Source organism: Pedobacter lithocola, from assembly GCF_042650845.1.
Taxonomy (GTDB): Bacteria; Bacteroidota; Bacteroidia; order Sphingobacteriales; family Sphingobacteriaceae; genus Pedobacter; species Pedobacter lithocola.
This window is the reverse complement of record NZ_JBHSBW010000007.1, coordinates 339,109-363,516: the sequence shown is the minus strand read 5'-3', so window position 1 is coordinate 363,516 and position 24,408 is coordinate 339,109. Positions and strand designations below refer to the sequence as shown.

Annotated in this window: 15 protein-coding genes and 1 tRNA gene; 8 read left to right on the top strand and 8 right to left on the bottom strand. The window is 33.6% G+C overall.

The window, feature by feature from the left end; all coding sequences use genetic code 11:
- Nucleotides 1-162: 162 nt before the first annotated feature.
- Both ACFOWA_RS03825 and ACFOWA_RS03820 read left to right on the top strand, forming a co-directional pair.
- The gene (locus ACFOWA_RS03825; RefSeq protein WP_378981952.1) at nt 163-819 is read left to right on the top strand and encodes a TetR family transcriptional regulator C-terminal domain-containing protein; all 657 of its coding nucleotides are present in this window, start codon (nt 163-165) and stop codon (nt 817-819) included.
- Nucleotides 820-2,127, top strand: a complete 1,308-nt coding sequence (locus ACFOWA_RS03820) for an ABC1 kinase family protein (protein ID WP_378981950.1) — start codon at nt 820-822, stop codon at nt 2,125-2,127.
- Here the strand turns inward: ACFOWA_RS03820 and ACFOWA_RS03815 are convergent.
- A complete protein-coding gene (locus ACFOWA_RS03815; RefSeq protein ID WP_378981948.1) occupies nt 2,124-2,480 on the bottom strand; it encodes a response regulator in 357 nt (118 codons plus the stop codon). The genes ACFOWA_RS03820 and ACFOWA_RS03815 overlap by 4 nt on opposite strands.
- 237 nt (nt 2,481-2,717) lie before the next feature.
- Here ACFOWA_RS03815 and ACFOWA_RS03810 point away from each other — a divergent pair, with 237 nt between their 5' ends.
- The gene (locus ACFOWA_RS03810) at nt 2,718-3,320 is read left to right on the top strand and encodes a GIN domain-containing protein (protein ID WP_378981946.1); all 603 of its coding nucleotides are present in this window, start codon (nt 2,718-2,720) and stop codon (nt 3,318-3,320) included.
- A 130-nt stretch (nt 3,321-3,450) separates the two neighbouring features.
- Nucleotides 3,451-5,394, top strand: coding sequence for an LTA synthase family protein (locus ACFOWA_RS03805; protein WP_378981944.1), 1,944 nt, complete (start codon nt 3,451-3,453; stop codon nt 5,392-5,394).
- Nucleotides 5,395-5,516: 122 nt separating this feature from the next.
- Here ACFOWA_RS03805 and ACFOWA_RS03800 read toward each other — a convergent pair whose 3' ends face one another.
- The 5 genes from ACFOWA_RS03800 to ACFOWA_RS03780 form a co-directional block, all read right to left on the bottom strand.
- Entirely contained in the window at nt 5,517-7,907 is a 2,391-nt protein-coding gene (locus ACFOWA_RS03800) for a GAF domain-containing protein (RefSeq protein WP_378981942.1), read from the bottom strand.
- Nucleotides 7,908-8,091: 184 nt separating this feature from the next.
- The gene (locus tag ACFOWA_RS03795; protein ID WP_378981940.1) at nt 8,092-11,697 is read right to left on the bottom strand and encodes a BamA/TamA family outer membrane protein; all 3,606 of its coding nucleotides are present in this window, start codon (nt 11,695-11,697) and stop codon (nt 8,092-8,094) included.
- A gap of 79 nt (nt 11,698-11,776) precedes the next feature.
- Nucleotides 11,777-12,676, bottom strand: coding sequence for an SdiA-regulated domain-containing protein (locus ACFOWA_RS03790; RefSeq protein ID WP_378981938.1), 900 nt, complete (start codon nt 12,674-12,676; stop codon nt 11,777-11,779).
- Nucleotides 12,677-12,686: 10 nt separating this feature from the next.
- Nucleotides 12,687-14,726 (bottom strand): polyphosphate kinase 1, encoded by a 2,040-nt coding sequence (ppk1, locus tag ACFOWA_RS03785; protein ID WP_378981936.1) that lies wholly within the window; start codon nt 14,724-14,726, stop codon nt 12,687-12,689.
- A complete protein-coding gene (locus tag ACFOWA_RS03780; protein WP_378981934.1) occupies nt 14,726-15,958 on the bottom strand; it encodes a Pycsar system effector family protein in 1,233 nt (410 codons plus the stop codon). Before ACFOWA_RS03780 ends, ppk1 begins: the two co-directional genes overlap by 1 nt.
- A 300-nt stretch (nt 15,959-16,258) precedes the next feature.
- On the opposite strand from ACFOWA_RS03780, the gene ACFOWA_RS03775 reads away from it, so the two are divergent.
- Nucleotides 16,259-16,332 (top strand) — tRNA-Ile (locus tag ACFOWA_RS03775).
- A gap of 492 nt (nt 16,333-16,824) precedes the next feature.
- Nucleotides 16,825-17,244, top strand: a complete 420-nt coding sequence (locus ACFOWA_RS03770; RefSeq protein ID WP_378981932.1) for a DUF1810 domain-containing protein — start codon at nt 16,825-16,827, stop codon at nt 17,242-17,244.
- Nucleotides 17,245-17,256: 12 nt separating this feature from the next.
- Here the strand turns inward: ACFOWA_RS03770 and ACFOWA_RS03765 are convergent, their stop codons facing one another.
- Together ACFOWA_RS03765 and ACFOWA_RS03760 are read right to left on the bottom strand one after the other, a co-directional pair.
- Nucleotides 17,257-19,215 carry a glycoside hydrolase family 97 protein gene (locus ACFOWA_RS03765; protein WP_378981930.1) on the bottom strand — a complete coding sequence of 653 codons (1,959 nt, stop codon included), beginning with the start codon at nt 19,213-19,215 and terminating at the stop codon, nt 17,257-17,259.
- A gap of 62 nt (nt 19,216-19,277) precedes the next feature.
- Entirely contained in the window at nt 19,278-20,354 is a 1,077-nt protein-coding gene (locus ACFOWA_RS03760; RefSeq protein ID WP_378981928.1) for a cellulase family glycosylhydrolase, read from the bottom strand.
- A 507-nt stretch (nt 20,355-20,861) separates the two neighbouring features.
- Here ACFOWA_RS03760 and ACFOWA_RS03755 point away from each other — a divergent pair.
- Both ACFOWA_RS03755 and ACFOWA_RS03750 read left to right on the top strand, forming a co-directional pair.
- On the top strand, nt 20,862-22,862 hold the full coding sequence (locus ACFOWA_RS03755) for an alpha-L-arabinofuranosidase C-terminal domain-containing protein (RefSeq protein ID WP_378981926.1): 2,001 nt from the start codon (nt 20,862-20,864) through the stop codon (nt 22,860-22,862).
- 7 nt (nt 22,863-22,869) lie between these two features.
- Nucleotides 22,870-24,408 (top strand): alpha-N-arabinofuranosidase, encoded by a 1,539-nt coding sequence (locus ACFOWA_RS03750; RefSeq protein WP_378981924.1) that lies wholly within the window; start codon nt 22,870-22,872, stop codon nt 24,406-24,408.

Here is a 24,408-nt window from a genome sequence, read left to right as displayed (position 1 = left end):
GTTAAATGATGAATTATTATTCCACATTTAACTAAATTTTATAGCCTAAAAATTAACTTTCAATTATTTTGAAAATGATTATTACAATAACATGATTAAGAAAATGTTGTGTAAAAAAACAAGGAAATCATATTAACGTTATACTTGTAAAAAAACAGGTATATGGCAACTGCTCAACAAATTCGACAAGCATATCTTGATTATGTTTTAACTAACAATGAAAAACCAAAATCGGTTTACGTTTTTGTTAAAAAACTTAAAATTACCGAAGCTGAATTTTATCAGTTTTATGCTTCATTCGAAAGCATCGAAAAAAATCTTTGGTTTCAATTAACTTTCGAAACCATTACAAAAATTAAAGAACAAGAAGTTTGGCTTCAATATTCATCTCGTGAAAAAATACTTTCCTTTTTTTACAGCTATTTGGAAAATTTAAAAAACGAACGCAGTTTTGTTATTTATAGTTTAAAAAACCAAAAAGGTAAATTTGAAATGCCTAACGTGCTTTCGGGTGTTAAGCCAATCTTCGAAAATTTTGCAGAAGAAATTATAGCTGAAGGTTTGGAAAGCGGTGAGCTTGCCGAACGTAGATTTTTAAGCAAAAGATATAAAGATGCTTTGTGGATTCAGTTTGCATTTATTTTAAATTTTTGGATAAATGATGATAGCGACGGTTTTGAAAAAACAGATGAAGCAATTGAAAAAGGCATAAATGTTACCTTCGATTTATTTCAGCACTCTCCAATAGATAACTTGTTTGAGTATGGCAAGTTTTTAAGCCGCAATGGCAAATACGCAGGTAAAATGGGTTTTAATTAAATGAAAGAACAAAATAGTATTCCTGTAACAAAGGTAGAACGATCTGCAAAATTTGTAAAAACCGGTATTCAAATTGGTGGAAATTACATTAAACATTATTCTAAAAAATTGTTCAATCCGGAAATGGATAGAGAACAACTTAATGAAGATAATGCTACTGATATTTACAAATCGTTGAGTGAGCTTAAGGGTAGTGCTTTAAAAATTGCACAAATGCTAAGTATGGATAAAAACATACTTCCAAAATCTTATGTAGATAAATTTACACAGTCGCAATATAATGCTCCACCCCTTTCAGGACCATTGATTGTAAGAACTTTTACAAAGAATTTCGGCAAAACACCAGAGCAGATTTACGATACTTTTAACATTAACTCTACAAATGCAGCTTCAATTGGGCAGGTGCATCAAGCTACTTTAAAAGGCAAGAAACTTGCTGTTAAAATTCAATATCCTGGTGTTGGCGATAGTATTTCATCAGATTTAAAATTAGTAAAACCTTTCGCATTCCGTTTATTGGGCATGTCGGAAAAGGAATTGAACATCTACATTAAAGAAGTTGAAGAAAGATTATTAGAAGAAACAGATTATGAATTAGAGGTTAAACGTTCTATTGAATTTTCTGTAGCTTGTAAAAATCTAGATAATGTAGTTTTCCCAACCTATTACCCCGGGTTATCTGGTAAAAGAATAATATCAATGGATTGGATTGATGGATTACACTTAAAAGAGTTTTTGCAAACCAATCCATCGCAAGAATTAAGAAATAAAATTGGACAAGCACTTTGGGATTTTTATAATTTCCAACAGCATGAATTAAGGGCTGTACATGCAGATCCGCATCCGGGCAATTTTATGATTACGCCTGATGAAAAATTGGGTGTAATAGATTTTGGTTGTATAAAAGAAATGCCTGATGATTTTTACTATCCGTTTTTCTCATTAATCTCAACAGATGTCATCAATGATAAAGCAAAAACAATTGATGCATTTAGGCAGCTTGATATGATTCATAAAGATGATACTGCATCGCAGGTTGAGTTTTATTATAAATCGTACAAAGAAATGATTGAGCTTTTTGCGAAACCATACATCAATAACACTTTTGATTTTAGTCAGAATGAATTTTTCGAGAAACTTTATGAATATGGAGAGAAAATAGCTAAAATGCCAGAATTTAAACAAGCTCGCGGCGTTAAGCATTTTATTTATGTAAACAGAACCAATTTTGGTTTATACACCATTTTGCATGATTTAAAAGCTGTAGTAAAAACAGATACCTTTAAACCCTCATTAAATAGAAATTAAGCGTTCCGCTTAACTACATCAACCATATCGTCTATATCAAAAGGCTTTTGAATGTAATCGTCAGCCTTGCTTTCTTCTGCAATTTCAGGAAGCTTCTCAGATGTTGATGTTAGAATAGCAGAAACTTCTTCTGTTTTAGGATCAGATTTAAGTTCTTTAACAACTTTAGAACCTTTTTTTGATCCTTTTATATGATCATCAATAACTACCACATCCGGATTTATCTCCTCAATCTTATCTATAGGATCGGTTGTTAATGATGGCGTTACATCAAATCCTTCCTCCTCTAATATTTGGTCCATAATGTCCAAAATATCTTTGTTATCCTGAACAAGAACAACCTTTTTCTTCATGTGTGGTGTTTGGCTTAATTTGCTGTAAAGATACTAAAAAGTATAACTACATATAAATTTAAAATTATTTTACAATCGTATAAAAAATAAGTTTGGTTCGTCTGTTTTTTACACCTGTTCGTCGATTAGTTGCCAATGCTGGTATAATATGAAGTAATTGACTGCAACGTTTTTATGTTGATGGCGTCTTATCTACAAAACAACTTAAAAATATAAATCACTTTAAAATACAGCATTATGAAAACCTCAATCAAAACCCTAATCGCAACATCATTAACAGCTCTTGTTCTAACATCAGCTACATTTGCAACCAGTGTAGTGGCAGCAGAAAAACATCCGTTATCGACTGAGTCATCTGTCAACTACAGAAGAATAATTGTTAAAGGCAATGTAGAAGTAACGCTGGTACAAAGACAAAACGAAGGCATTAACTATGCTGATGATAATTTAGGAAATGCAAGAATAACACAGGAAGGAAATATATTAAAAATTAGTTCGAATGATAAAGAAGTAAGCAAGCTTACCGTATATGTTAACGACCTTTACAGAATTGAAGCTTCTGAAAATGCAATTGTAAAAACAAATGGTAAACTTAAAACCAAATTCTTACAAATCTTTTTAAAAGACAATGCTTTTGCACAAATTAATTCGAGCACAGAAGGTTTATATACAGTTATTAAAGATAACGCTGACTTAAAATTAAGTGGTGCTACAGATAATCATACCTTAGTAATGGGCAACACACCAAAACTCACAATTGATAAATTTGCAGCCTTAAAAACAAACATTAGTTCAGTAGAATCTACTGATGCAATTGAAATTGCTGCAAATATAAAATAGCGTCTATTTTTCGGGAAGAAAGCGATGAGGCAAACCTTATCGCTTTTTTTGTGCCTTAAATTTTAGGTCTAAATTCATCTTCAGTATTTCTTCAGATTTGAAAGTTAATTTTAGTGAAATTTCCTTTTAAATGAAAAAATTATTTACAGGTAGATTTGCGCTTTACTTTGCATTTCTAGCTTATTTCATCACACTCTCCTTCATCGTTAGAACCACACTTTTTATTTCCGCTTGCCAACATACCGATTTTACTTTATTCGAAATTGTCAAAATATTTTCACTTGGATTATTTTTCGATGTAGGTTCAGCATTAATTATTACGATACCTTATGCCCTATTTTTATTAATCCTACCAGATAAATTATACCATAAAAAATGGAATAAAATTTTTACTTCGATATTTTTTTTCTTCTTTATCGTTATTACACTTTTTTCCTTTTTTGCGGAGTTAACTTTTTGGCAGGAATTTGAAAGCAGATTTAATTTTATCGCGGTAGATTATTTAATTTACACATATGAAGTAATTCACAACATAAACGAATCATACCCTATTCCTTTATTACTTGCCGCGATATTATTTTTGGCATCTGCAATAACTTACATTTTATATCGACTTAAAGTTTTTAACCAAACTTTCGATGAATCAACTAGAAAATCAACAAATGTACGTTCCTTCTCACTAATCATTTTTGCAGTTTTGTTTATCACATTCGTAAAAAACTCTTGGGCAGAACATGGCAACAATCATTATACCAACGAGCTAAGTAAGGCGGGTACATATTCATTTTTCGCTGCTTTTAAAAATAACGAATTAAACTATCAGGATTTTTACAGTCAAATTGATGATAAAAAGGCTTTTGAACTTGTACGAAAACAATTAAAAGAAACAAATGCTAGTTTTATAAACGCTGGCTTATCCATTAAAAGAATTGTTTCGGGTGAAGGAGAATCGTATAAACCAAATGTAATCACCATAACGATTGAAAGTTTAAGTGCAGATTTTTTAGCGCATTATGGCAACACACAACACCTAACACCCTTTCTCGATTCTATAGCAAATCACAGCGTATTTTTTAGCAATATGTATGCAACAGGAACTAGAACTGTTCGTGGTATGGAAGCATTAACATTGTGTATTCCGCCAACGCCTGGCAGCAGCATTGTTAGGCGAATGGATAACGAACATTTATTTTCGGTAGGTCATGTTTTTAAGGAAAAAGGATATACAAACACATTTTTTTACGGTGGTGATGGCTATTTTGATAACATGAACCACTTTTTTGGAAACAATGAATATAACATTGTAGATAGAGGTAGAAAACTTTTAAACGAAACCTATGGTGGTACAAGAACCCTCATTCATAATAAAGATGTAACTTTTGAAAACGCATGGGGCATTTGCGATGAAGATATTTTTAATGTTGTGGTGAAAGATGCTGATGAGAAATACAAACATCACCAGCTATTTAATAACTTTATAATGACTACCTCAAACCATCGCCCCTATACTTTCCCTGCTAACAAAATCAATCTTCCGCAGGGTACACGAGAAGCAGCAGTTAGATATACAGATTACGCCATCAAAAATTTTATTGAAAACATTAAAAGCAAACCATGGTTTAAAAATACTGTAATTGTAATCGTGGCAGATCATTGTGCCAGTAGCGCTGGTAAAAATGAAATAGATATATCAAAATATCAGATACCTTGCATGATATTAAATTTGAAAAATACCGCGAATACCAATATCCACAAAATGACATCTCAAATTGATGTGTTCCCTACGCTTTGGGGATTTTTAGGATGGAATTATACCAATGACTTCTTCGGAAAAAATGTTTTAGATAGCAATTATAAATCGAGAGTGGTTTTAGGTACTTATCAAAAATTGGCCTATATGCAAAACGATAGCTTGGTGATTTTAAGTCCGCAGCGAAAAATAGAAAGTTATATATACAATAAAGCAAAGAATGAACAACGAAAGGCAAACTTTCCGAAATTGTTTACTGATAAAGCAATCGCGAATTATCAAACCGCTTATGAACTCTTTAAAAATGGAGGGCTAAAAGAGTAATTCTCTTTAACTATGGAAGAATAAGAAGAAAATTTAAGTTAAAATTAGTTACAAAACCCAAATAAAGCTTGTAACTAATAATACTTAAAATATAAAAACGGGAGCTACCGATTTATTTAATTCTAATTTAAACTCATATCTTCAGCTTTCGCGTTCACTAATTCTTGCTTTCTATTCTTTATTAAATATTTAACACCAACACGCAAAGCTTTTAAGCCTGAAACGCCTTGAAGTTCTTCCAAATCTAATTGCTCCAAATCATCATTTAAATAACCTTGATCTTGCAAATATTTAATGTATTCGATGTATTCTTTAGCTTCTTCTGCATTGAAATAAACCATTGCAATCTTATCTGGCTGTGTTAAACGTTCTGAAGTATTTTTGATTAAAACCTTGTCAATTCGTTTTTTAACAACCTCATATCTAATATTATACGCACCTTCTACATCAAATCTTCTTTCATCATTTCTAAAGCTTATATCGATAGAATTTGAATGAATGAAAACCAATTGAGTGGTTTGTAATGGTCGTGGCATTTCACCAATCAGGTTTTTAGAAAGCCTTGCAATTTCTACCATTGATGTAAGTTGCCATAATCGAATATTTTTCAAATACAGCAAATCAAAAGGTTTGTTTGGTGCAATTTCCTGACCGATATAAATATCATATTCTACACCATCAGTTCTAAATTTTGCAAAGTAACAAGGGTATGAAGCCTGTAGATTTTGCTGAGCAGTTTCTAAGAACTGACTAACCTCCATATTGATAGATTGCATCGACACCTCAAGTTTTCTTCTATTCTCATAAGCTAAACCAGTTTCTGGTATAATCTCCGCGAAATAATCATCTACAATTTCAGTAACCTCCGGATGATTTAATTTAATAACAGAAAAGAATGGATAAACCTCAGCGCTTAAAAACTCATTCAATAGCATTTCTTCATTGCTCGAAGCCACGTTGCTTATACGAACAATCCAATCATTACAATTAAAAATAAGCTTCTCTATAAGTTCTAAAGGAACAAACTTCCGAATACCTTTTAAAGTTTTGATGATATTTAAAAGGTGTACATGCATATCCTCTTTTAAAGCTTGGTTACGCTCATTAGTCGAATTCCTAATGTCAACCGCACCAAATAAAGGATACATATTTTTGAAGGTAATTGTATCGATCTGTCTGTGCTTTCTACTTTCTTTATTTTGTCGAAGAAAATGCCAAACTGCCTCATTAAATTTCCATTGAACGGAAGGTTGCAAAGCAGTAAATTTATCCATTAAAACGGCGTCCATTTTAGCATTAAACTCTTCGATACTGTATTGAAAAAGCTGACCAATAAGTGGCATTGCAGGGCGTAACCTCGACAGTAATTTATCATCAACAACGATTTCTTTAGTAGAATATACTTCGAGTACTCCAGCTAATTGTTTGTTGTAATAAATTGGCAATACAGAATAAGAACAAACACCTGCGGCTTTTAAAACACGTAAAAATGGATCTTTAACAATCTGATCATCGTTAATTGCACTAACAAAAATTGCCCTCGGGTCTTCCTTATATTTATCTACTAACGAGTAAAAAACTTCTTCTTCAAGATTAGATGCTTTGGCAGAATTTATCAACATGCTTTGCGAAAAATCCTGATTGTCAAAAACCAGTTTATCATTAACCGTTAAAAACGGCATTAAACCAAATTCTAAATCGCCATTTCCACTTAAAGTTTTTAAAGCCTGAATAACATGATTATAAGCCTCTGTTTGATAATTATGATCTACTAAAGCGCTTCTAATTCCTTCTATAGCATGTTGTAAAGTAACATCAGTAATAGATATTACGCTAAAACCTTCAAAAGTAAATTTCTTTAAAGGAAGGTTTTTATCTAGATATTCTATTTCTGTTCCTTCTTGAAAATGCTTGGCAAGTTCTTCAAAATTTAATTCGGGTAGGTTACCTTTATACTGAATATCAATAAACTGCGTATCATTTTGAATGTTGTAATACTGCGTTAAATTGTTTTCGGTATTTACATGAGCATAAATAATATCATTTTTCAGCACCGATGTAAAGCTGTAAAATCTATTTAAAATTAAATTATAGATAAATTTTAAATGCTTCATTTCTGGCGATTCATTATTACCATTATTTACTTTGGTTTTAGGATCGTGATCTTTAAAGAATTGATAGAAAGCATTTGTACTGAAGAATATTTCATCAGGAACTGGTGTACTTAATGCCCAATACAATTCATTTTCATTGGCCATTAAAGGCGTTAAAATTGTGAATATTAATTCGAGCGTATCTTTATGTTTAGCTAATTCTTGCGTAGTTATATTTCCAAGTAAAGCGTCTTCTTTCTCTATTTTTTCCAATAGAAATCTGTAAAACTCAGATTTAACGGTTTTCTCGGTTTTTAATCTATTTTTCAGATAGTTTACCAACGGTCTGAAAGACAAATTTGATTTTACCTGGCAATGAATACATTCATTTTTATGTATTTGTATTACATTGGTATTCATGAGTATAAATGTTTTATAGACGTAAAATTTAATAAGTAAAAAAAGTAATTAGGCAAAGATACAAAGTGCCAAAGCCATAAATAGTCTGCAAAACGTAATACTATTTTTACAAATTCAATAAATAATATACGCTTAATTGCTGTAAATAGTTTCTAAATTATCAGATTCCTCAACCAAAGAGGTTTTAATATCTGAAGTTTAATGATACATAAGGGTACCATCCATCGGTTGAATGTCCCATTACGAAACGTACAACTGTTAATGATGCAGGTGCAAAATAAACACCACCACCAACGCCATGATGCCATAAATCAGAACTTTGATTTCTGCTCCATACCCTACCAACATCGTAAAATCCTAACAGACCAATTTGTCCTGGTAGAATGTAACTCACTAAATCGCCAATTTTTGCTCTTAACTCTAAGTTATTATAGAAACTATGGTCGCCGGCAAATCTAAACTGACGATAGCCTAATAAATTTCCCTGCCCACCAATAAACTGAGATTGATAGAAAGCTGGTTTACCGATTGTAATACCACCACCAAATCTATCTGCAAGAATGAATGCTTTTCTACCATCAAGATTTTTGTATAAGGCGACGCTACCGGTAAACTGCCCAAAAGAATTTGAGTATTTGTTAAGCCCCTTATATCCTAAAAATTTAAAATCAACAAAACTACCTAGTGTTGGCAACAAATCATTATCACGGGTATTATTAGTGAAATTAACTATCGCACCAGCAAACATTTTTTCGTTACGAACATTTAAACTATCAGATGAGCCAAGCGGTGCACCACTGGTTATAAACCTACCTTCGTTATCTTCTTGATTTAGCTTATAATATTGAAACGACGGGCCAAAGCTAAACGTAGATTTTGGTCTGCGCCACCTTAAAGTTGGTTCTACCTGATATAGATTAAATCCGGCTCGGTAATACCTTATATCATCTCCATGCTCATCAAAAGCTGTTTCGTTGCCAACACCAAAAAAGTTTTGTGTGTTGTTTGGCGCATAAGCATCGGCTTTAATAATAAAATCTGCTTTCCCTATTGCTTTTAACCATTCACCCCTGTAATTGAAACGAAAGGCTTTACTTGAAAATGAATGCAAAAATGAAACTGTTTGCGTATTACCGTAAGGCTGTTTTCTAAACCCAGGATTAGTTTGTTTATAAATCAAGCCAAGTAAGATACCATCATCATTGTTGTAACCGGCGTTTAAATTATACGATCTTCTATCGTACATATCTTTTGGTATGTAACTGAAATTGGATGTATCATTAGAAATAACTTTGCGGATTTTACTAACGTCATCTCCATTGTAAGTTGCTTTATCTTCTCTGCCATATAATTTAACAAAGCCATTGCTATTTGCAAAATCGTAAACCTTATTGCCTTTACCTCCAATAATTCTGACTTTAATTTTCGAATTTTTGTTATTTAAAAATAAGCTGTCATTACCATTGTGCATATAAACCCTAATTTCTTTAGTTACTTTGGGATCGAAAACACGGTCGAATAATTCACCTTTAATATTTCCTTCTTTTGATATTTTGTTGATTTTAACTTTTAAACCCTTATCATCGGTATCAGTAATTTTAATCAGTTCATTTTTATTAGTTACTTCTATGTCAACTACTTCATTAAAGAAATGATAATAATCGTTCATTAATTTTGGCAATTGCTTTATTCTTACACGCATTTGTGCCAAAATCGCATCATGATGAAGGGAGTAACTTGGCTCAGGGAGTTTTTTTAAAGCTTTCTCAAAAACGTCATCATTGTAGTTTGCGCAAAAGTCTTTTACTATTTTATCCCATTCCTTTTCATCAATATTGGCTGTCCACCTACTACTAATTTCTCTGCCTTCCCATAAAAACCAATTGATGTTTTGTATATCGCGTTCGTAACCCTGCATCATTGGCAAAAGTGATGTAGATTGGGTGTAACGTTGCAATTTACCGTCAGACCTGAAGAAAACCTGGTCTCTATCTCTCGGAATCGGAGTATAATGAGAACCACCATCTTTTTTAGTTTCTTTCCATCTCCACTGGTCTTCATGTCTGTCCCAATCTCCAAGCAAAACATCAAAAGCCCTGGCTTTAACCCAAGCCGGACCATCTAAAGTGTTATCGTTATCATCTGTTAAGTTTTTATCCATTTTAGGCGAACTATCCGATTCTCCAAGTGGCTCACGTTCTTCTAAAAGGCATAATGTATTTGCAAAAGCAGATTCATATTCGCCTAAATTATCGTCAGGAGAAACCCAACCAATAATCGGATTGCTATGTGGAATGCCGCCTGCCTTTGCCAATTCTGGTACAATTAGCGCAGAAAATGGATGTTGAGCAGACATGTTATCTTTTATAATATCCTTTGCAAATGTTTGCCTTAATTGCTCAGGCAAAAGCACTTCTGGAAATTTCTCTACACTTCTTAAAACGTATTCTTTTCCGTTTTTATCTTCTAACCTTAAAGAACGAGATTGATTCCCGCCACCACGTTGTGTAGCTTTTAATCCACCTCCAATTTGAGATACCTTTATAACCGGAACTTTAGTCTTTTGAGCATATTCTTTTCGGTAATTTTCTCCAAAAATGTATCTATGGAAGCGGCCAACACTATCGTATTCCGGTTTAATGGTTACTAAAATACTATCGGCGGTAATTGGTTTATCCCTATTTTTGATCTTTTGATTTATGTTTTCATATTTTTTGGTGTAGCTGAAAACGCGTTGAACTCCTGTATCGGCATAAATGTAATATTCGTAACGCATATCGTTGTTAACCAACTGGTCTGCAATTACATAACCTTGTTGCATTTCGTGAAACAAAGATGTCTTACCTGCTTTATTTGGAGAAACTTTTGAACCTGAACCACTTACAATTTGTAGTTGTTCTCCCTTAATTAACTGCAAACCGTGCTCATGACCGGCTACATAAGTAACATTAGGATTATCGCCAAAAACACCATTTACAGATTTAATCATGTCTTTATAGGCAGGGTGATTTAAATCTTCAGGACTTAATAAAGTAGAACGTAAAACCGGATATACCGAGCCTAAAATTGGCAATGGAACGTATAAATTTTTGTTTAAAGAAGTTAATGGAAAAAGATGGTTTCTTAAATTGAAATAACCACCATGCGGACCATAACTCTGAAATGGATGATGTGATGCAAGAAGGATTACTTTACCTTTGTTTTTCTCTAGCAAATCTTCCATTTTAACCAAAACCTCATCTGTAGTACGGCATTCGCATTCGCCGTTTGGATTTGACTTATTATAAGGAAAAAGCCACCATTCGCTATCGTAAGCGATAATGGTTAATTTATCGGTTAAATTTATTGCTACCGGATCAGGGCACCCATTTTGTGGAATTAACTTTAAAAGCGGATCGTTCTGGGCTTTTAAATAATCATCTTGTGCTTTAATTTTTGCCAAGCCTTTTGGTCCTGATTTGTCCCAATCATGATTGCCTGGAATAAAATATACCGCAGCACCTTCTTCTCGCATGGGTGCAAACTGAGATTGTAAAATCTTTTTAGTATCCTCTTCCTCTAAACTTCCTGGCAAACCCATTCCGGTTGGATAAATATTATCGCCAAGGTAAATTACAGTAGTTTTTTTTGGAATGATTTGCTTTGCAGCGTTTTTTAAATCCTGCGTTTGTGCAGGATTCATTTCGCCAGCATCACCAAATAAAATTACCCTATATTTTACATCGCTTTGCGCCAACGCTATAAAATAAATGAGGGAGAAGAGTATTGTTAAAGTAAAATTTTTAATCATATAGTTTGTTTGGGTGCTGTAGTAGTGTAAATAGAATTGTTTTGCTGCCCGATTATTCGAACAGCAAAACAATTATATTCTATTTTTTTAATTTAAATTGTAATATATCTCCCGAAGCTAATGTTCCACCTTCATTTGAAATATATAGATTATTGTCTTTATCAAATGCAATTCCTTCAGGCTGATTAAAATTACCACCTTTTAATGGATAAGTTGCTTTTATTTTAAAATCGGCATTGGCAATAACTAACATTTTATTAACTGAAGAGAGAATGAACCATTCGTTTGTAGCCGGATTTTTAGCTAACGCAGATGGCTTAAATTTCACTTTACCTTCACCAGAAAGTTTTTCTATATCTCCATAGGGCAAACTAAATTCACCTGCTGGTTTTAAAGAACTGTTGCCATCAAAATCGAAGGCATAAATACTTGTGGTTTTATTTTTATCATCAGCTTTGCTTGCCTTAGTTAAAATATAAACCTTTCCGGTTTTTTCATCGGCAGCTAAACCTTCGTATTCTGCCTTTGGAACTAAATCTTTGACCTTAATTACGTTTTCAGCTTCGTCTTTGCTTATTTCTGATAAAGGAAAAATATGTAATTCGCCATTGCTTTTTAAAACAATAACTTTGTTTTTAAGGATGGCAACATCTTCGTAATCACCTTTACCGCCAAACTTTACGTATTTAGAATCCTTATCATCCATGCCTAAATAAAATAAATCTCCATCTTCATCCTGTATGGCAAAAACCTGTTTAGCATCTCCATTATTGAAAGCTATACCCGATATTTCGAATAGGTTTTGAGGCATATTATATTTAACTGGATTGTTCAAATCGTAAGGTAAGTCAGTTTTTTCAGTCGTTGCAGCTTCATCACTTGCCTTATCATCATGTTTTTCGTTAAAGCAAGAAATGCATAAAACAGCCATCATTAATGCTGCGAAACCCGATGCTATGTATAATTTATAATTTTTCATTGGATAAAATTTAAGATTTGTTTTTTAAAAATTCGTAAATGTTTTGCTGAGATGCAATAAGTGTTCCACCCTTTTGTACCGGAACATTATTCATCAACTCATCAATTAAAACAGCTTGTACATTATCTTTCAGCTGAATGTTAATCAACTCTAAAATTTCAGCTTTAATTTGGGCGTCATAAATAGGAAAACAAACTTCTATTCTACGATAAATATTTCTATTCATCCAATCTGCCGAGCCTAAATAAACATCTTGTTTCCCTAAATTATTAAAGACAAAAATACGCCCATGCTCTAAATAACGATCTACAATGCGAATTACTTTAATGTTTTCGCTCATGCCTTTAACACCCGGAATTACCCTGCAAATGCTACGTACAATCATTGTGATTTTTACCCCAGCCTGAGCTGCTTCATAAAGCTTTGTTATCAATACTTTTTCTTCAAGATTATTTAATTTGATGGTGATAGAAGCCTCTTTACCTAATTTAGCATACTCAATTTCCCTATCTATTAGGTTTAAAAAAGTTTGCTGAAGGTTAAACTGTGCAACCAAAATGTGCTTAAACTTAATTAAATCTGCCGATGAAGGTTTTACCCGTTTAGATAGAAAAATGAAAAGCAATTCTATTTCTCGTAAAATATCCTTGTTTGCCGTCATTAAAATATGGTCGGTGTAAAAAGCTGCAGTGCTTTCATTGAAGTTTCCTGTAGCCAGTAAACCCGTATAAAGCATTCTGCCATCAATTTTTCTTTTAACCAAAGCTACTTTTGCATGAACTTTCAGGGCAGTAACGCTGTACACAATCTCTACCCCTTTTTCCTTCATCCTTTTTGCCCATTTAATGTTGTTGGCTTCATCAAATCGAGCTTTAAGCTCTACCAAAACTAAAACCTTTTTGCCATTTTGTGCTGCACTAATTAGTGCATTTATAATTTTAGAATCGCTTGCAACACGATAAATTGTTAAGTAAATTTCCTCTACATTCGGGTCGACAGCAGCCTCATTAAAGAAACGAAGTACACTATCATAACTTTGATAAGGTGTATGGATGATGATATCCTTTTTTAAAATTGCCTCCGTTAAACTTCCATCAACCACATCCGTATTGCATAGTTTTGGCCATGATTTATTGGATAAATTTGGTAAACTAACAGGAAAAGACATAAAATCTTTTAGATTGTGATATTGCCCACCCTCTACTAAATTTGCCTTTTTTAAGTTAAAAAGCTTTTTAAGCAGCATTAAAATATTTTTTGGAATGCCTGGCTGATGAAGAAATCTGGTTGCTAAGCCCGAATCTCTTTTTTGAAGTTGTGCTTCTAATTGTTCAGAAAGGCTACCAGAATATTCATCCTTTAAATCAATCTCAGCATCTCGGGTAATTTTAAAACTGTAGCAACCCGTAATTTCTGCTTTAAATATTAAATCGAGGTGAAAACGAATGATATCATCTAAAAAAACAATATAAGTTTCACCTTCAGCTTCGATTTTATAAAACCTTGGCAACTCGTTCGAAGGAATATTAATGATAACGGATTGGATAGAATCACCTTGATTTAAGGTAATTAAAAAATACAGTTCGTTATTTGAAGGAAAAAACTTTGTTTGCTCGTTAATATATACAGGCTTAATAAAAGCTAAAACCTGACTTAGAAAATAACGTGTTACTTGCTGATTAATTAGCTCAGGAAATTCTTCACCATAAATTAGGCTAATATTATTCTTCTTTAGTTCGGGAATGATGTTTTGCTTTAAAGTTTGTCCATAACGCTGTTGCTGATCAACAATTAAATTATTTGCAGATTTTAAAAGGTCGGCTTCGATTTTAATGTCATTATCATCGCGATTGCTTAATTTTTCTAAGGCAAGCAAAACCGGCATTCTAACTCGGTAAAACTCATCTAGATTGGAAGAAAAAATAGATAAAAACTTAATACGTTCTAAAAGCGGAACAGTTTTACGTTCGGCTTCCATCAAAATTCTTTCGTTAAATTTAAGCCAGCTAAAATCTCTGTTAAACAGAGTGGAGTTCAATAAATCTTCCATTAAAGTTTACCATAAGCTGCATAAGCGACCACAAATGCCAAAACCGCAGCAATTAAGCCAAACATAAAGATGTTATAAGCCAACCTGATTAATTTGTATTTCCTTCCTAAAACCACACCGCCAGAGTACACATCGGTAATTAATGTTCCGTACAAAAAGTCTTTATCGTTCATAACTTTTATCATACCATCAGTATATGCAGGTAACGACATTTTGTAGAAATTACCAAAAAAAAGCAGATTAACTTTCTTATTATCAACATCTTGTGGAGTAAAAATTCCTGGCGGAATGGATGGCCTGGTTGATAAAATTGAAACGACAACACAAGTTAAACTTACAGTAAGTAAAATAAACGTAGGGATAATTAAGTTGCTATGGTCTTCTAATCTCCTTAAAAGTAAACTTACAATTAACGAAAGCATAATAGAATTTACCGTAATTAAAATGTGTGCTTTATTATCGGCCATATCGCTCAAACGCTGATTATTGGCCGATGTAATTCTAAACATGGTTTCTATCCCTTTATCAGGCTTTTCGGTTTTATCACCCTTATCTTTTTTCTTCTTTTTATCTTCGGCAACAATTGATGAACTGGTTGTTGTAATTGGCTGATCATCAAAACGAACAATTTCCTTTTCTCCAGATAATTTACTTTTTATCTTCTCGATGTTTTTAATTTTTTGGTCGCCGAGTAGTAGTTTTACATAATCGGTATGATATTCCTGAGCCTGTAAAAACTGTATATCCTTAACCCGCCAATCATTTTTCTTAATGTCTTTTTCATAAATCAGCTCGGCTTCTTTGTGCATCAATTTACCTTTTTGCCTAAAATTTTCTGTACCTAAATGAAAAAGATCGGCATCACATAAAATGTCTTCTAACAGATTTGCTGGTCTTTGAGGAATTTGAGTACTCAAAATTGCGCTAGAAACTTTGGTTCTTATTTCCTCATTTATGCCTTCAGCTTTTAAATATTTTTTAGCCAAATCTGCACCTTTTACTTCATGGTTAAATACATCTTCGAAGTAACCGGTATCATGAAACCAAGCCGCAGTAGTTACGATAAAAAAATCTTCGTCGCTAAGCTGGTAATGATTTCCGATTTGCTGTGTGGCTTCAACCACATCTTTAGTATGTTGAAGGTTATGATAAACCAATCGTGAATCGTGGTTTTCTTTAAAGTAGTTTGTAACATGCTTTTCTACATCAATTTGTAGTTGCTTATAATCCATGAGCGTGCTGCTAAATTTTAATTTTTAATATGAACACAACAGTATTTAAAATATGGTGTTTGGTTGGATAAAATTACGTTAATTTTTGCTAAAAAGATTTCTTGAACTTGATAACATAAATACATTCTGCTTTACAATAACGTAATCTTAAAGAAATTATTGAAGTTTTTGTTTTTAAGAAAAAGCAAATAACTGATAATGAATGAAAAAAGCAGGAATGAAAAAAATTAGTTAAAAACTTTTTCCGAAATTGAATGCAAATTTGTAACATTGCACTCGCAAAAAACAATAGTTTTTTCAGGGCCTATAGCTCAGTTGGTTAGAGTAGAAGACTCATAATCTTTTGGTCGCTGGTTCGAGCCCAGCTGGGCCCACAAATTAAAATGCCTCCTAAGTTTATTAGAAGGCATTTTTTTTGTGTTAATTATCCAACTATAATTATTACTATCTACAAAATATTCAACAAATTATTCGAGCGAAAATCAAGACTATTGAATAACTAAAGCCTTACTTCTTGAGTGATATTTGTATTTTACTAGCCTCTTAGTAAGAAGCAAATAAATAAATGGCCATAAGTACGGAACAAAAACCAACAATAAGATATTAATTAGGTGAATCTTTCTTCTATTTTTTGCCATATCATAGGCTGCACAAAGAAAAGCCACAATAATCACTATAAAAACTACAATCAATAGTACTTTCATAATATTTTTACTTTTTACTTATTGTTCAGTTAAATCAATTTACTGAATATTGAAAATAAAGGAATACCAAATATTTTTTTCTAAATATCAGTAATTGGATTAAAACTTATCTATTAAAATTGAGGTTTTATAAATATCAAATCTTTGAAAAAACCAATTATAATGGAATACAATTTAAACAGATTTGTTGAAGCGCAACAACATATTTATACCAATGCGCTTAATGAAATTAAAAACGGCAAAAAAACAAGCCATTGGATGTGGTTCATTTTTCCTCAACTTGATGGATTAGGCTACAGCGATATGGCTAAAAAATTTGCAATTCGAAATATCGGAGAAGCTGAAGCATATCTTAAACATCCTATTTTAGGTAACCGGCTTATAGAAATTACAAAAATATTAAATGCATTAAAAACCAACGCTCCGGAAGAAATTTTTGGAGGAATTGATGCTTTAAAGCTTCGCTCGAGTATGACATTATTTGCTGGCTTACATAACGCAGATCCTGTTTTCGAAAATGTGTTGGCAAAGTTTTTTGAAAATCAGAAGGATGCTCGTACGATAGCTCTATTAAATTTGTAACTTAACACTCAATTAGTTTGGTGTAATAACCGCAGCATACCCTCCATTCCTTACCATTGTGATATCTAATTTACTATCGCTATTTACCTGCATCGTCTTTTCCCTATAATCCATTGCCTGCCGACCAGCGTTAATTCCATCTTCAAAATAAGTCATGGTGTAGGTTTTACCTTTAGGTAAAAAATCCATATTCAGGTTTAAGGTTCTGTTTTGTTCTGTACCATTTGTAATGCCGCCAATAAACCATTTACCGCCTTTGCGTTTTGCAACAACAACTAATTCGCCAACCTTTGCAGCCAGCGCTCTAGTTTCATCCCAAGTTGTAGGTACAGAAGTTATAAATTCTGTACAGTCTAAATTGCGATAATAAAGGGTTGGATTATCTGCAAGCATTTGGATTCCACTTTCGAAAACTACAAATAGTGCCATTTGATAAGCACGTGTACCAATGCTTGCTGCATTAGGTCTTTCTGCCCGATAAGATTCTGGCTGCATGCTAATCATTGCGCCAGGTGTGTAGTCCATCGGACCAACAGCATTTCTCATAAATGGCAAATAAAGACTGTTTTTAGGCAAAGTCCCTCCCATTTGTTCCATACCTCTCACACCCTCGTATGATAGCACATTTGGATATTTATACTCTAATCCAGCCGGTTTAAAAGCCCCATGAAAATCTACAAATAATTCGTTCTTTGCAGCCTCTTTAGCTATTGTTTCATAATAATTTACCATCCACTGGTCGCTACGATCCATAAAATCAATTTTAACACCTTTAACACCCCAGGTTTTAAAAGTTTTAAACAAATCCATATTTTTATGTACTGTAAGCCAAGTTAGCCATAGTACCACACCAACATTTTTTTCTTTACCATAGCGAATCAGTTCATGAACATCGACTTTTGGATTTGGCGTATAAGGATCTGTAGTGCTGTTTGCCCATCCTTCATCCATAATGATGTATTTTAAGCCGAACTTAGCAGCAAAATCAATGTAATACTTATACGTTTGCAAATTATAGCCTGCTTCAAAATTAACATCCGGACCGTAAGGTGACGCATCATTCCACCATTCCCAACTTGCTTGCCCAGGAATTACCCAACTCGGATTTTTAATAACACTGGCCGATGCAAGCTGAAGCGTCATGGTATTTTCTATAAGTTCTTTATCATCTTTAGATAGGACGAAATACCTCCACGGAAAACTTCGTGTACCGTTTGTTTTCGCAATATAATCTGCCTCTTTTGTAATTTTTAGACTTCTATCGCCATCATCGCCAAACGTTAAAGGTGCTTTTGGAAAAGTAGAAATTACAGCGTTTTTGCCGTTTCCTTTTAAAAACAGGCAAGGATAATCACTTAAGTCTGATTCACTTATTAAAATTTTGTATTGCTTTTTAGTATCGACAAGCACTGGCAACGTACTCATTTTAGTGTTCCAGTCTGCAGCATTAACGGTAGAATAATTTTCTTCGTAAGCTGTTTTAAAACTTGCTGGTTGCTGTATATGCAAATCATAATCGGAAGGAAATTTTACACCAACTTCTTCATTCAATACTTCAATATCACCTTTTTTACTTGTTATCAAACGGTAAGCCACTCCACTATCAAATGCTCTAAATTCGATAGCGTAATTACCTTTAAAATTAAGCAGTAACTTATTGTATTTAGAGTTAACCGTGGCATATTTTAGCGAAACGTAAGGCTTGATAACTTCATCACCTTTTGAAAATTTGGCACTTATTACTTTAGCATCTTTTCCAAGAGTTTCGTTTTTAAGCTCCATCAAAATACTATTGTTGGTCATTAATTCATTTGCAGAATAAAAAACGCTATACTGAATCGTTTGAGCAACATTTACAGCAAGCTTAATAGCTCCATTTGGTGATTTAAGTTCGTATGATTTTTGTGCCGAAGCTATCTTGGTAATTCCAGCAAATACAATAAGTGTTAATAATAATTTCTTAAAGTGCATGAACGATTAATTTTTAGATGGATGATTTATAAATGTTTTTAGAGATAACTAAAATACGTCTTTTATTTTCCGTTTAATTTTTTAATTAAATCTGTTTCATCCTTTCGGTAAGGTGTTCCATCTTGATTGAAAATTTCATGAAACCATTCAATTGGCTCACTTCCATCGGCTAGTGGAGTATCCCAGGCATATTTCGTATTTGTTTTACCTGCTACAAAACCCCAATTTATTGCACCAACATTTTCCTTTTTAAGTAATGGGAGGATATTTGAAAACCGACTGTTTCGGGTACGGGCCATATATTCGGTACATATTAAAGGGCGACCGCTGGCTTTCAACAAATCGATGGTACGTTGATGCCATTCAGGTGCTTCGTAATTGTGGTAACTTATCACATCCGAATTTAGTAGCTGTATTTCATTTAGCTTTTCAAAATCCCAGCTCCATAAACCTATTGTAATGGGCTGGCTGGGGTTAATTGCTCTGGCCCAAGTTATCGTTTTGGTTAGCAATGGTATGCTTGTTTCAAGTTTTCCGCTATTTCCAGGTTCATTGTACAAATCCCACAAAAGCACTCGCTTATCATTAGCAAAACGTTTAAGAACCGCCTTAACGTAAATCTCTAACTCAGGGAAATTAGCTTCTTCTTTATAAGCTGGGTCGCCAGGGTCTTGCAACCAACCTGAATTATGAATGCCTGTTTTTGGCTCTAATTGTTTTCCAATAGCTGAAGTTTTGTTCCAGCAATCGTCAAAAAAAACAAACATCGGGGTGATTTGATGTTTCTCAGCAATAGCTAAAAACTGATCCATTCTTTTTAAAAATCCTTGCGGATCTTGTTTATAGGCCTTACTGTATAAAAAAACCCTCAAGGTATTAAAGCCAATACTGTTTGCCCATCCCAATTCCTTATCAATTAATGATGGACTAAATGTATCGGCCTGCCACATTTCGAGTTGGTTAATGGCATTTGCCGGAACGTAATTTGCACCCGTAAGCCACTTATGGTTTTTATACCAAGCATTTGCCTTTTCTAAAGACCAAACCTGACCTAAAACTTTTTTATCTTGCTGAGAGAACGCATTAATTGAGAAAGAAATTAGCAGAAAGATTGCCAATATTTTGTGTTTGATGCTCATTGTTTATAGATTAATTTGAAGAGATATTAAGCACCCGATTATAATAACGGATTTTTAAATGTTTGCGAAAAAACATTATTCCCTGCGAGAACAAATAAAAGATTCGATAATGATTACGCATAACTTGGTTAGGAATGATAATTTATATTGTTACAGGCTGATGTTTTTCAAAGACGGATTTAAGCGATCGTTATCGAATATTCTTACGGACACCAACTTTGTTTCAAGTTTATAATATTTAGACTATTAATTCGAACCAATTTTGTAACAATTTTATATTTATAACCTTTTTCCGAAATTATTAAAACGCCCAATAGCATCATTAATTACATAGCATTTTAAGGTAAATATGGTCTTTTTAATAAAAAAATATCTGCTAAGAATTGCATTTGTAAACAAAAGCAAATTATTTAAGAAAACGATTTCTTAAATAATAATCGTATAAATAACGTTTATTATAGTTAAATTTTTATTTTTACTTAAAGATTCTCACCAAATATGCTTTTTATGAAATCAAAATATACTGCCAATAGTGTATTCTATGTATTGTTATCCTTAATATCAGTCGGCCTATCTCCTATTAATCTATTTGCACAAACTGCTAAAACCATAAAAATTAACATCGATAATTCAATTGCAAAAGTGCAACCGAATATGTGGGGTGTCTTTTTTGAAGATATTAATTTTGGTGCAGATGGTGGAATTTATGCTGAGTTAATAAAAAACCGTTCTTTCGAATTTGCTAAACCTTTAATGGGTTGGACCATACAACGGGCAAAAGCAAATGAAAGCGAAATTTTGGTTGTAAACCGTAAAGAAGCAAATATCGCCAACCCGAGGTACGTGCAAATAAATACCGAAAAGGAAACTTTTGGTTTAAGTAATGAAGGCTTTAAAGGCATTGGCGTAAAAAAAGGAGTTCGCTATGATTTCTCTATAATGTACCGCCAACCAGTTGCAGCTATAAAGCTTCGCTTGCAATTAATATCATCAGATAATAAAATAATCGGCGAAGGAAGTTTAACACCCGAAAAAACTGGAAGCGAATGGAGCAAGCAATCTGCAAGTTTTACAGCCACTGAAACCGATCCAAAAGCAAGATTTGTAATACTGTTTGATGGAAAAGGAAAAATTGATTTAGACATGATTTCCTTGTTTCCGAGCGATACATGGAAAAATAGACCGCAAGGTTTAAGGAAAGATATGGTTAAGATTTTAGCTGATATGAAACCTGGTTTTATTCGTTTTCCGGGTGGTTGTATTGTAGAGGGAACCGACCTTGCAAACCGCTACCAATGGAAAAAAACTATTGGCCCTATTGAAGAAAGACAACTATTAATGAACCGCTGGAATGTAGAGTTTGCCCATCGCCCCGCACCAGATTATTACCAAAGTTTTGGATTAGGCTTTTTCGAATACTTTCAGCTCGCAGAAGATATCGGTTCTGATGCACTTCCCATTTTAAACTGCGGTATGGCCTGCCAATTTAATACCGGTGAAGTTGTTGCTTTAGATGAATTGGACCCATACGTTCAGGATGCTTTAGATTTAATTGAATTTGCCAATGGCGATACGAACACAACCTGGGGTAAGAAGAGAGCAGAATTAGGGCACCCAAAACCTTTTAATTTAAAAATGATGGGTGTTGGAAATGAAAACTGGGGACCTCAATACCTCGAGCGCTTGGCTATTTTTACCAAAGCGATAAAAGCAAAATATCCGGATTTTAAAATCATAAATAGCTCTGGTACAGATCCGGAAGGAGAAAGATTTAATGCGTTAAATACATCTTTACGAAGTACAAAAGCAGATTTTATCGACGAGCATTATTATCGCCCTGCAGATTGGTTTTTGAAAAATGCTGGTAGATATGATAATTACCCAAGAAATGATACGAAAGTTTTTGTTGGCGAATATGCCGTACATGCTGATAAAAGCCTAACTGGCAGCAGCAAAAACAATTGGGAAAGCGCTTTGGCTTCTGCATCATTAATGACAGGCCTTGAAAGAAATGCAGATGTAGTTCAAATGGCATCGTATGCGCCGCTTTTTGCCCATATTGATGCTTGGCAATGGGCGCCTGATATGATTTGGGTTGATAATTTAAACTGCTACGGCACACCAGATTATTATGTTCAAAAACTTTTTTCTACCAATAAAGGTACTGATGTAATCTCTGCAAAATTAGATGGCAAAAACATCATCGGGCAAGATGGATTATATGCATCAGCAGTTAGCGATAAACTAAGCAAAGAAGTTATCATCAAAATATCCAACACGACCAACAAAGCTCAAAATATTAGCTTCGATTTAGAAGGAAAAAAGAGCTTAAAAAGTAAAGGTTACGTTGATGAAATGGCTAGTGAAAATTTAAATCAGCTAAACTCATTCGAAAATCCTAATGCTGTAAGTCCTAAACGAAATGCTATTGTTGTAAAAAACAAAAAATTGGCTATCACTTTAAAGCCATACTCGTTTAACGTTATTAAAATTCCATTCACTAAATAATTGTTAAATGAAAAAACTATCGCTATTCTTCATTGCAATATGCTTTATGGCCAATGCAAATGCCCAAAATGAAGTAAACTTAAACATAAAACAAGCAGGAAATCAAATTATCAGCAAGCACATATATGGTCATTTTTCTGAACATTTAGGTCGATGTATTTATGATGGTTTTTGGGTAGATGAAAATTCTCCAATCCCTAATAAAGGCCGAATCAGGCTTGATGTTGTTAATGCACTAAAAAAAATAAACATACCAAACCTACGTTGGCCAGGCGGTTGCTTTGCCGATGAATACCATTGGAGAGATGGAATTGGACCAAGAAACCAACGCCCGAAAATGGTCAATACAAACTGGGGAGGTGTAACGGAAGACAATAGTTTTGGCACCCACGAATTTCTGGAACTTTGCGATATGCTAAACTGCGAACCATACATTGCAGGCAATGTTGGTAGCGGCACGGTAGAAGAAATGGCAAAATGGGTAGAGTATTTAAACTTTGATGGTGTAAGCCCAATGGCAACAATACGTGCTCAAAATGGAAGAGAAAAGCCATGGAAAGTTACTTTTTGGGGCGTTGGCAACGAAAGCTGGGGTTGCGGCGGACATATGACGCCTGCCTACTATTCTGATTTATACAAACGTTATGCTACCTACGCCAGAGATTATTCCGGTGCGCCTTTAAAGAGAATTGCAAGTGGTGCCAATGCCGATGATTACAATTGGACAGAAACGTCGATGAAAGCAATTGGTTCGAGAATGTGGGGACTTACTTTACATTATTACACCATACCAACCAATAATTGGAAAGCTAAAGGTTCTGCAACGAATTTTGATGAAGAGCAATATTTCAACACCATGAAAAATTGCTTGAAAATGGAAGAACTGGTAACCAAGCATTCTGCAATAATGGATAAATACGATCCAAACAAAAAGGTTGCCCTTGTTGTGGATGAATGGGGAATTTGGACTGATGTAGAGCCTGGAACTAACCCGGGATTTTTATATCAGCAAAATAGTCTTCGCGATGCATTAATTGCAGGCACAACGCTTAACATTTTTAATAACCACTCCGACCGTGTAAAAATGGCCAATCTGGCGCAAACCGTAAATGTTTTGCAGGCACTCATCCTTACAGAAAAAGATAAAATGCTCCTCACGCCTACTTACCACGTTTTCGATTTATTTAAAGTTCATCAAGATGCAAAATACTTACCGATAACTTTCAATAGCCCAGAATATGGTTTTGGAAATGCTAAAATCCCGGCGCTGAATGTATCTGCTTCTCAAGATTCTACCGGAGCAGTTCATATCTCGTTGGTTAATTTAGACCCAAATCATAAAATTTCAATTAGTACAGATTTAAACGGACTAAAATGGAAAACCGTAACTGGACAAATATTAACCTCTGAAAAAATTACAGACATTAATACGTTTACCAACCCTGATAAAGTTCATAATGCCAAATTTACAGGCGCAAAAAAAGCGGGCAATCTATTAAAAATTGATATGCCGTCACAATCCGTAGTTGTACTCGAATTAAAATAA

What these genes read in the sequence shown, in the direction of transcription:
- ACFOWA_RS03825 (WP_378981952.1), top strand. Translation starts at nt 163, where the DNA reads ATGGCAACTGCTCAACAAATTCGACAAGCATATCTTGATTATGTTTTA.
- ACFOWA_RS03820 (WP_378981950.1), top strand. Translation starts at nt 820, where the DNA reads ATGAAAGAACAAAATAGTATTCCTGTAACAAAGGTAGAACGATCTGCA.
- ACFOWA_RS03815 (WP_378981948.1), bottom strand. Translation starts at nt 2,480, where the DNA reads ATGAAGAAAAAGGTTGTTCTTGTTCAGGATAACAAAGATATTTTGGAC.
- ACFOWA_RS03810 (WP_378981946.1), top strand. Translation starts at nt 2,718, where the DNA reads ATGAAAACCTCAATCAAAACCCTAATCGCAACATCATTAACAGCTCTT.
- ACFOWA_RS03805 (WP_378981944.1), top strand. Translation starts at nt 3,451, where the DNA reads ATGAAAAAATTATTTACAGGTAGATTTGCGCTTTACTTTGCATTTCTA.
- ACFOWA_RS03800 (WP_378981942.1), bottom strand. Translation starts at nt 7,907, where the DNA reads ATGAATACCAATGTAATACAAATACATAAAAATGAATGTATTCATTGC.
- ACFOWA_RS03795 (WP_378981940.1), bottom strand. Translation starts at nt 11,697, where the DNA reads ATGATTAAAAATTTTACTTTAACAATACTCTTCTCCCTCATTTATTTT.
- ACFOWA_RS03790 (WP_378981938.1), bottom strand. Translation starts at nt 12,676, where the DNA reads ATGAAAAATTATAAATTATACATAGCATCGGGTTTCGCAGCATTAATG.
- ppk1 (WP_378981936.1), bottom strand. Translation starts at nt 14,726, where the DNA reads ATGGAAGATTTATTGAACTCCACTCTGTTTAACAGAGATTTTAGCTGG.
- ACFOWA_RS03780 (WP_378981934.1), bottom strand. Translation starts at nt 15,958, where the DNA reads ATGGATTATAAGCAACTACAAATTGATGTAGAAAAGCATGTTACAAAC.
- ACFOWA_RS03770 (WP_378981932.1), top strand. Translation starts at nt 16,825, where the DNA reads ATGGAATACAATTTAAACAGATTTGTTGAAGCGCAACAACATATTTAT.
- ACFOWA_RS03765 (WP_378981930.1), bottom strand. Translation starts at nt 19,215, where the DNA reads ATGCACTTTAAGAAATTATTATTAACACTTATTGTATTTGCTGGAATT.
- ACFOWA_RS03760 (WP_378981928.1), bottom strand. Translation starts at nt 20,354, where the DNA reads ATGAGCATCAAACACAAAATATTGGCAATCTTTCTGCTAATTTCTTTC.
- ACFOWA_RS03755 (WP_378981926.1), top strand. Translation starts at nt 20,862, where the DNA reads ATGAAATCAAAATATACTGCCAATAGTGTATTCTATGTATTGTTATCC.
- ACFOWA_RS03750 (WP_378981924.1), top strand. Translation starts at nt 22,870, where the DNA reads ATGAAAAAACTATCGCTATTCTTCATTGCAATATGCTTTATGGCCAAT.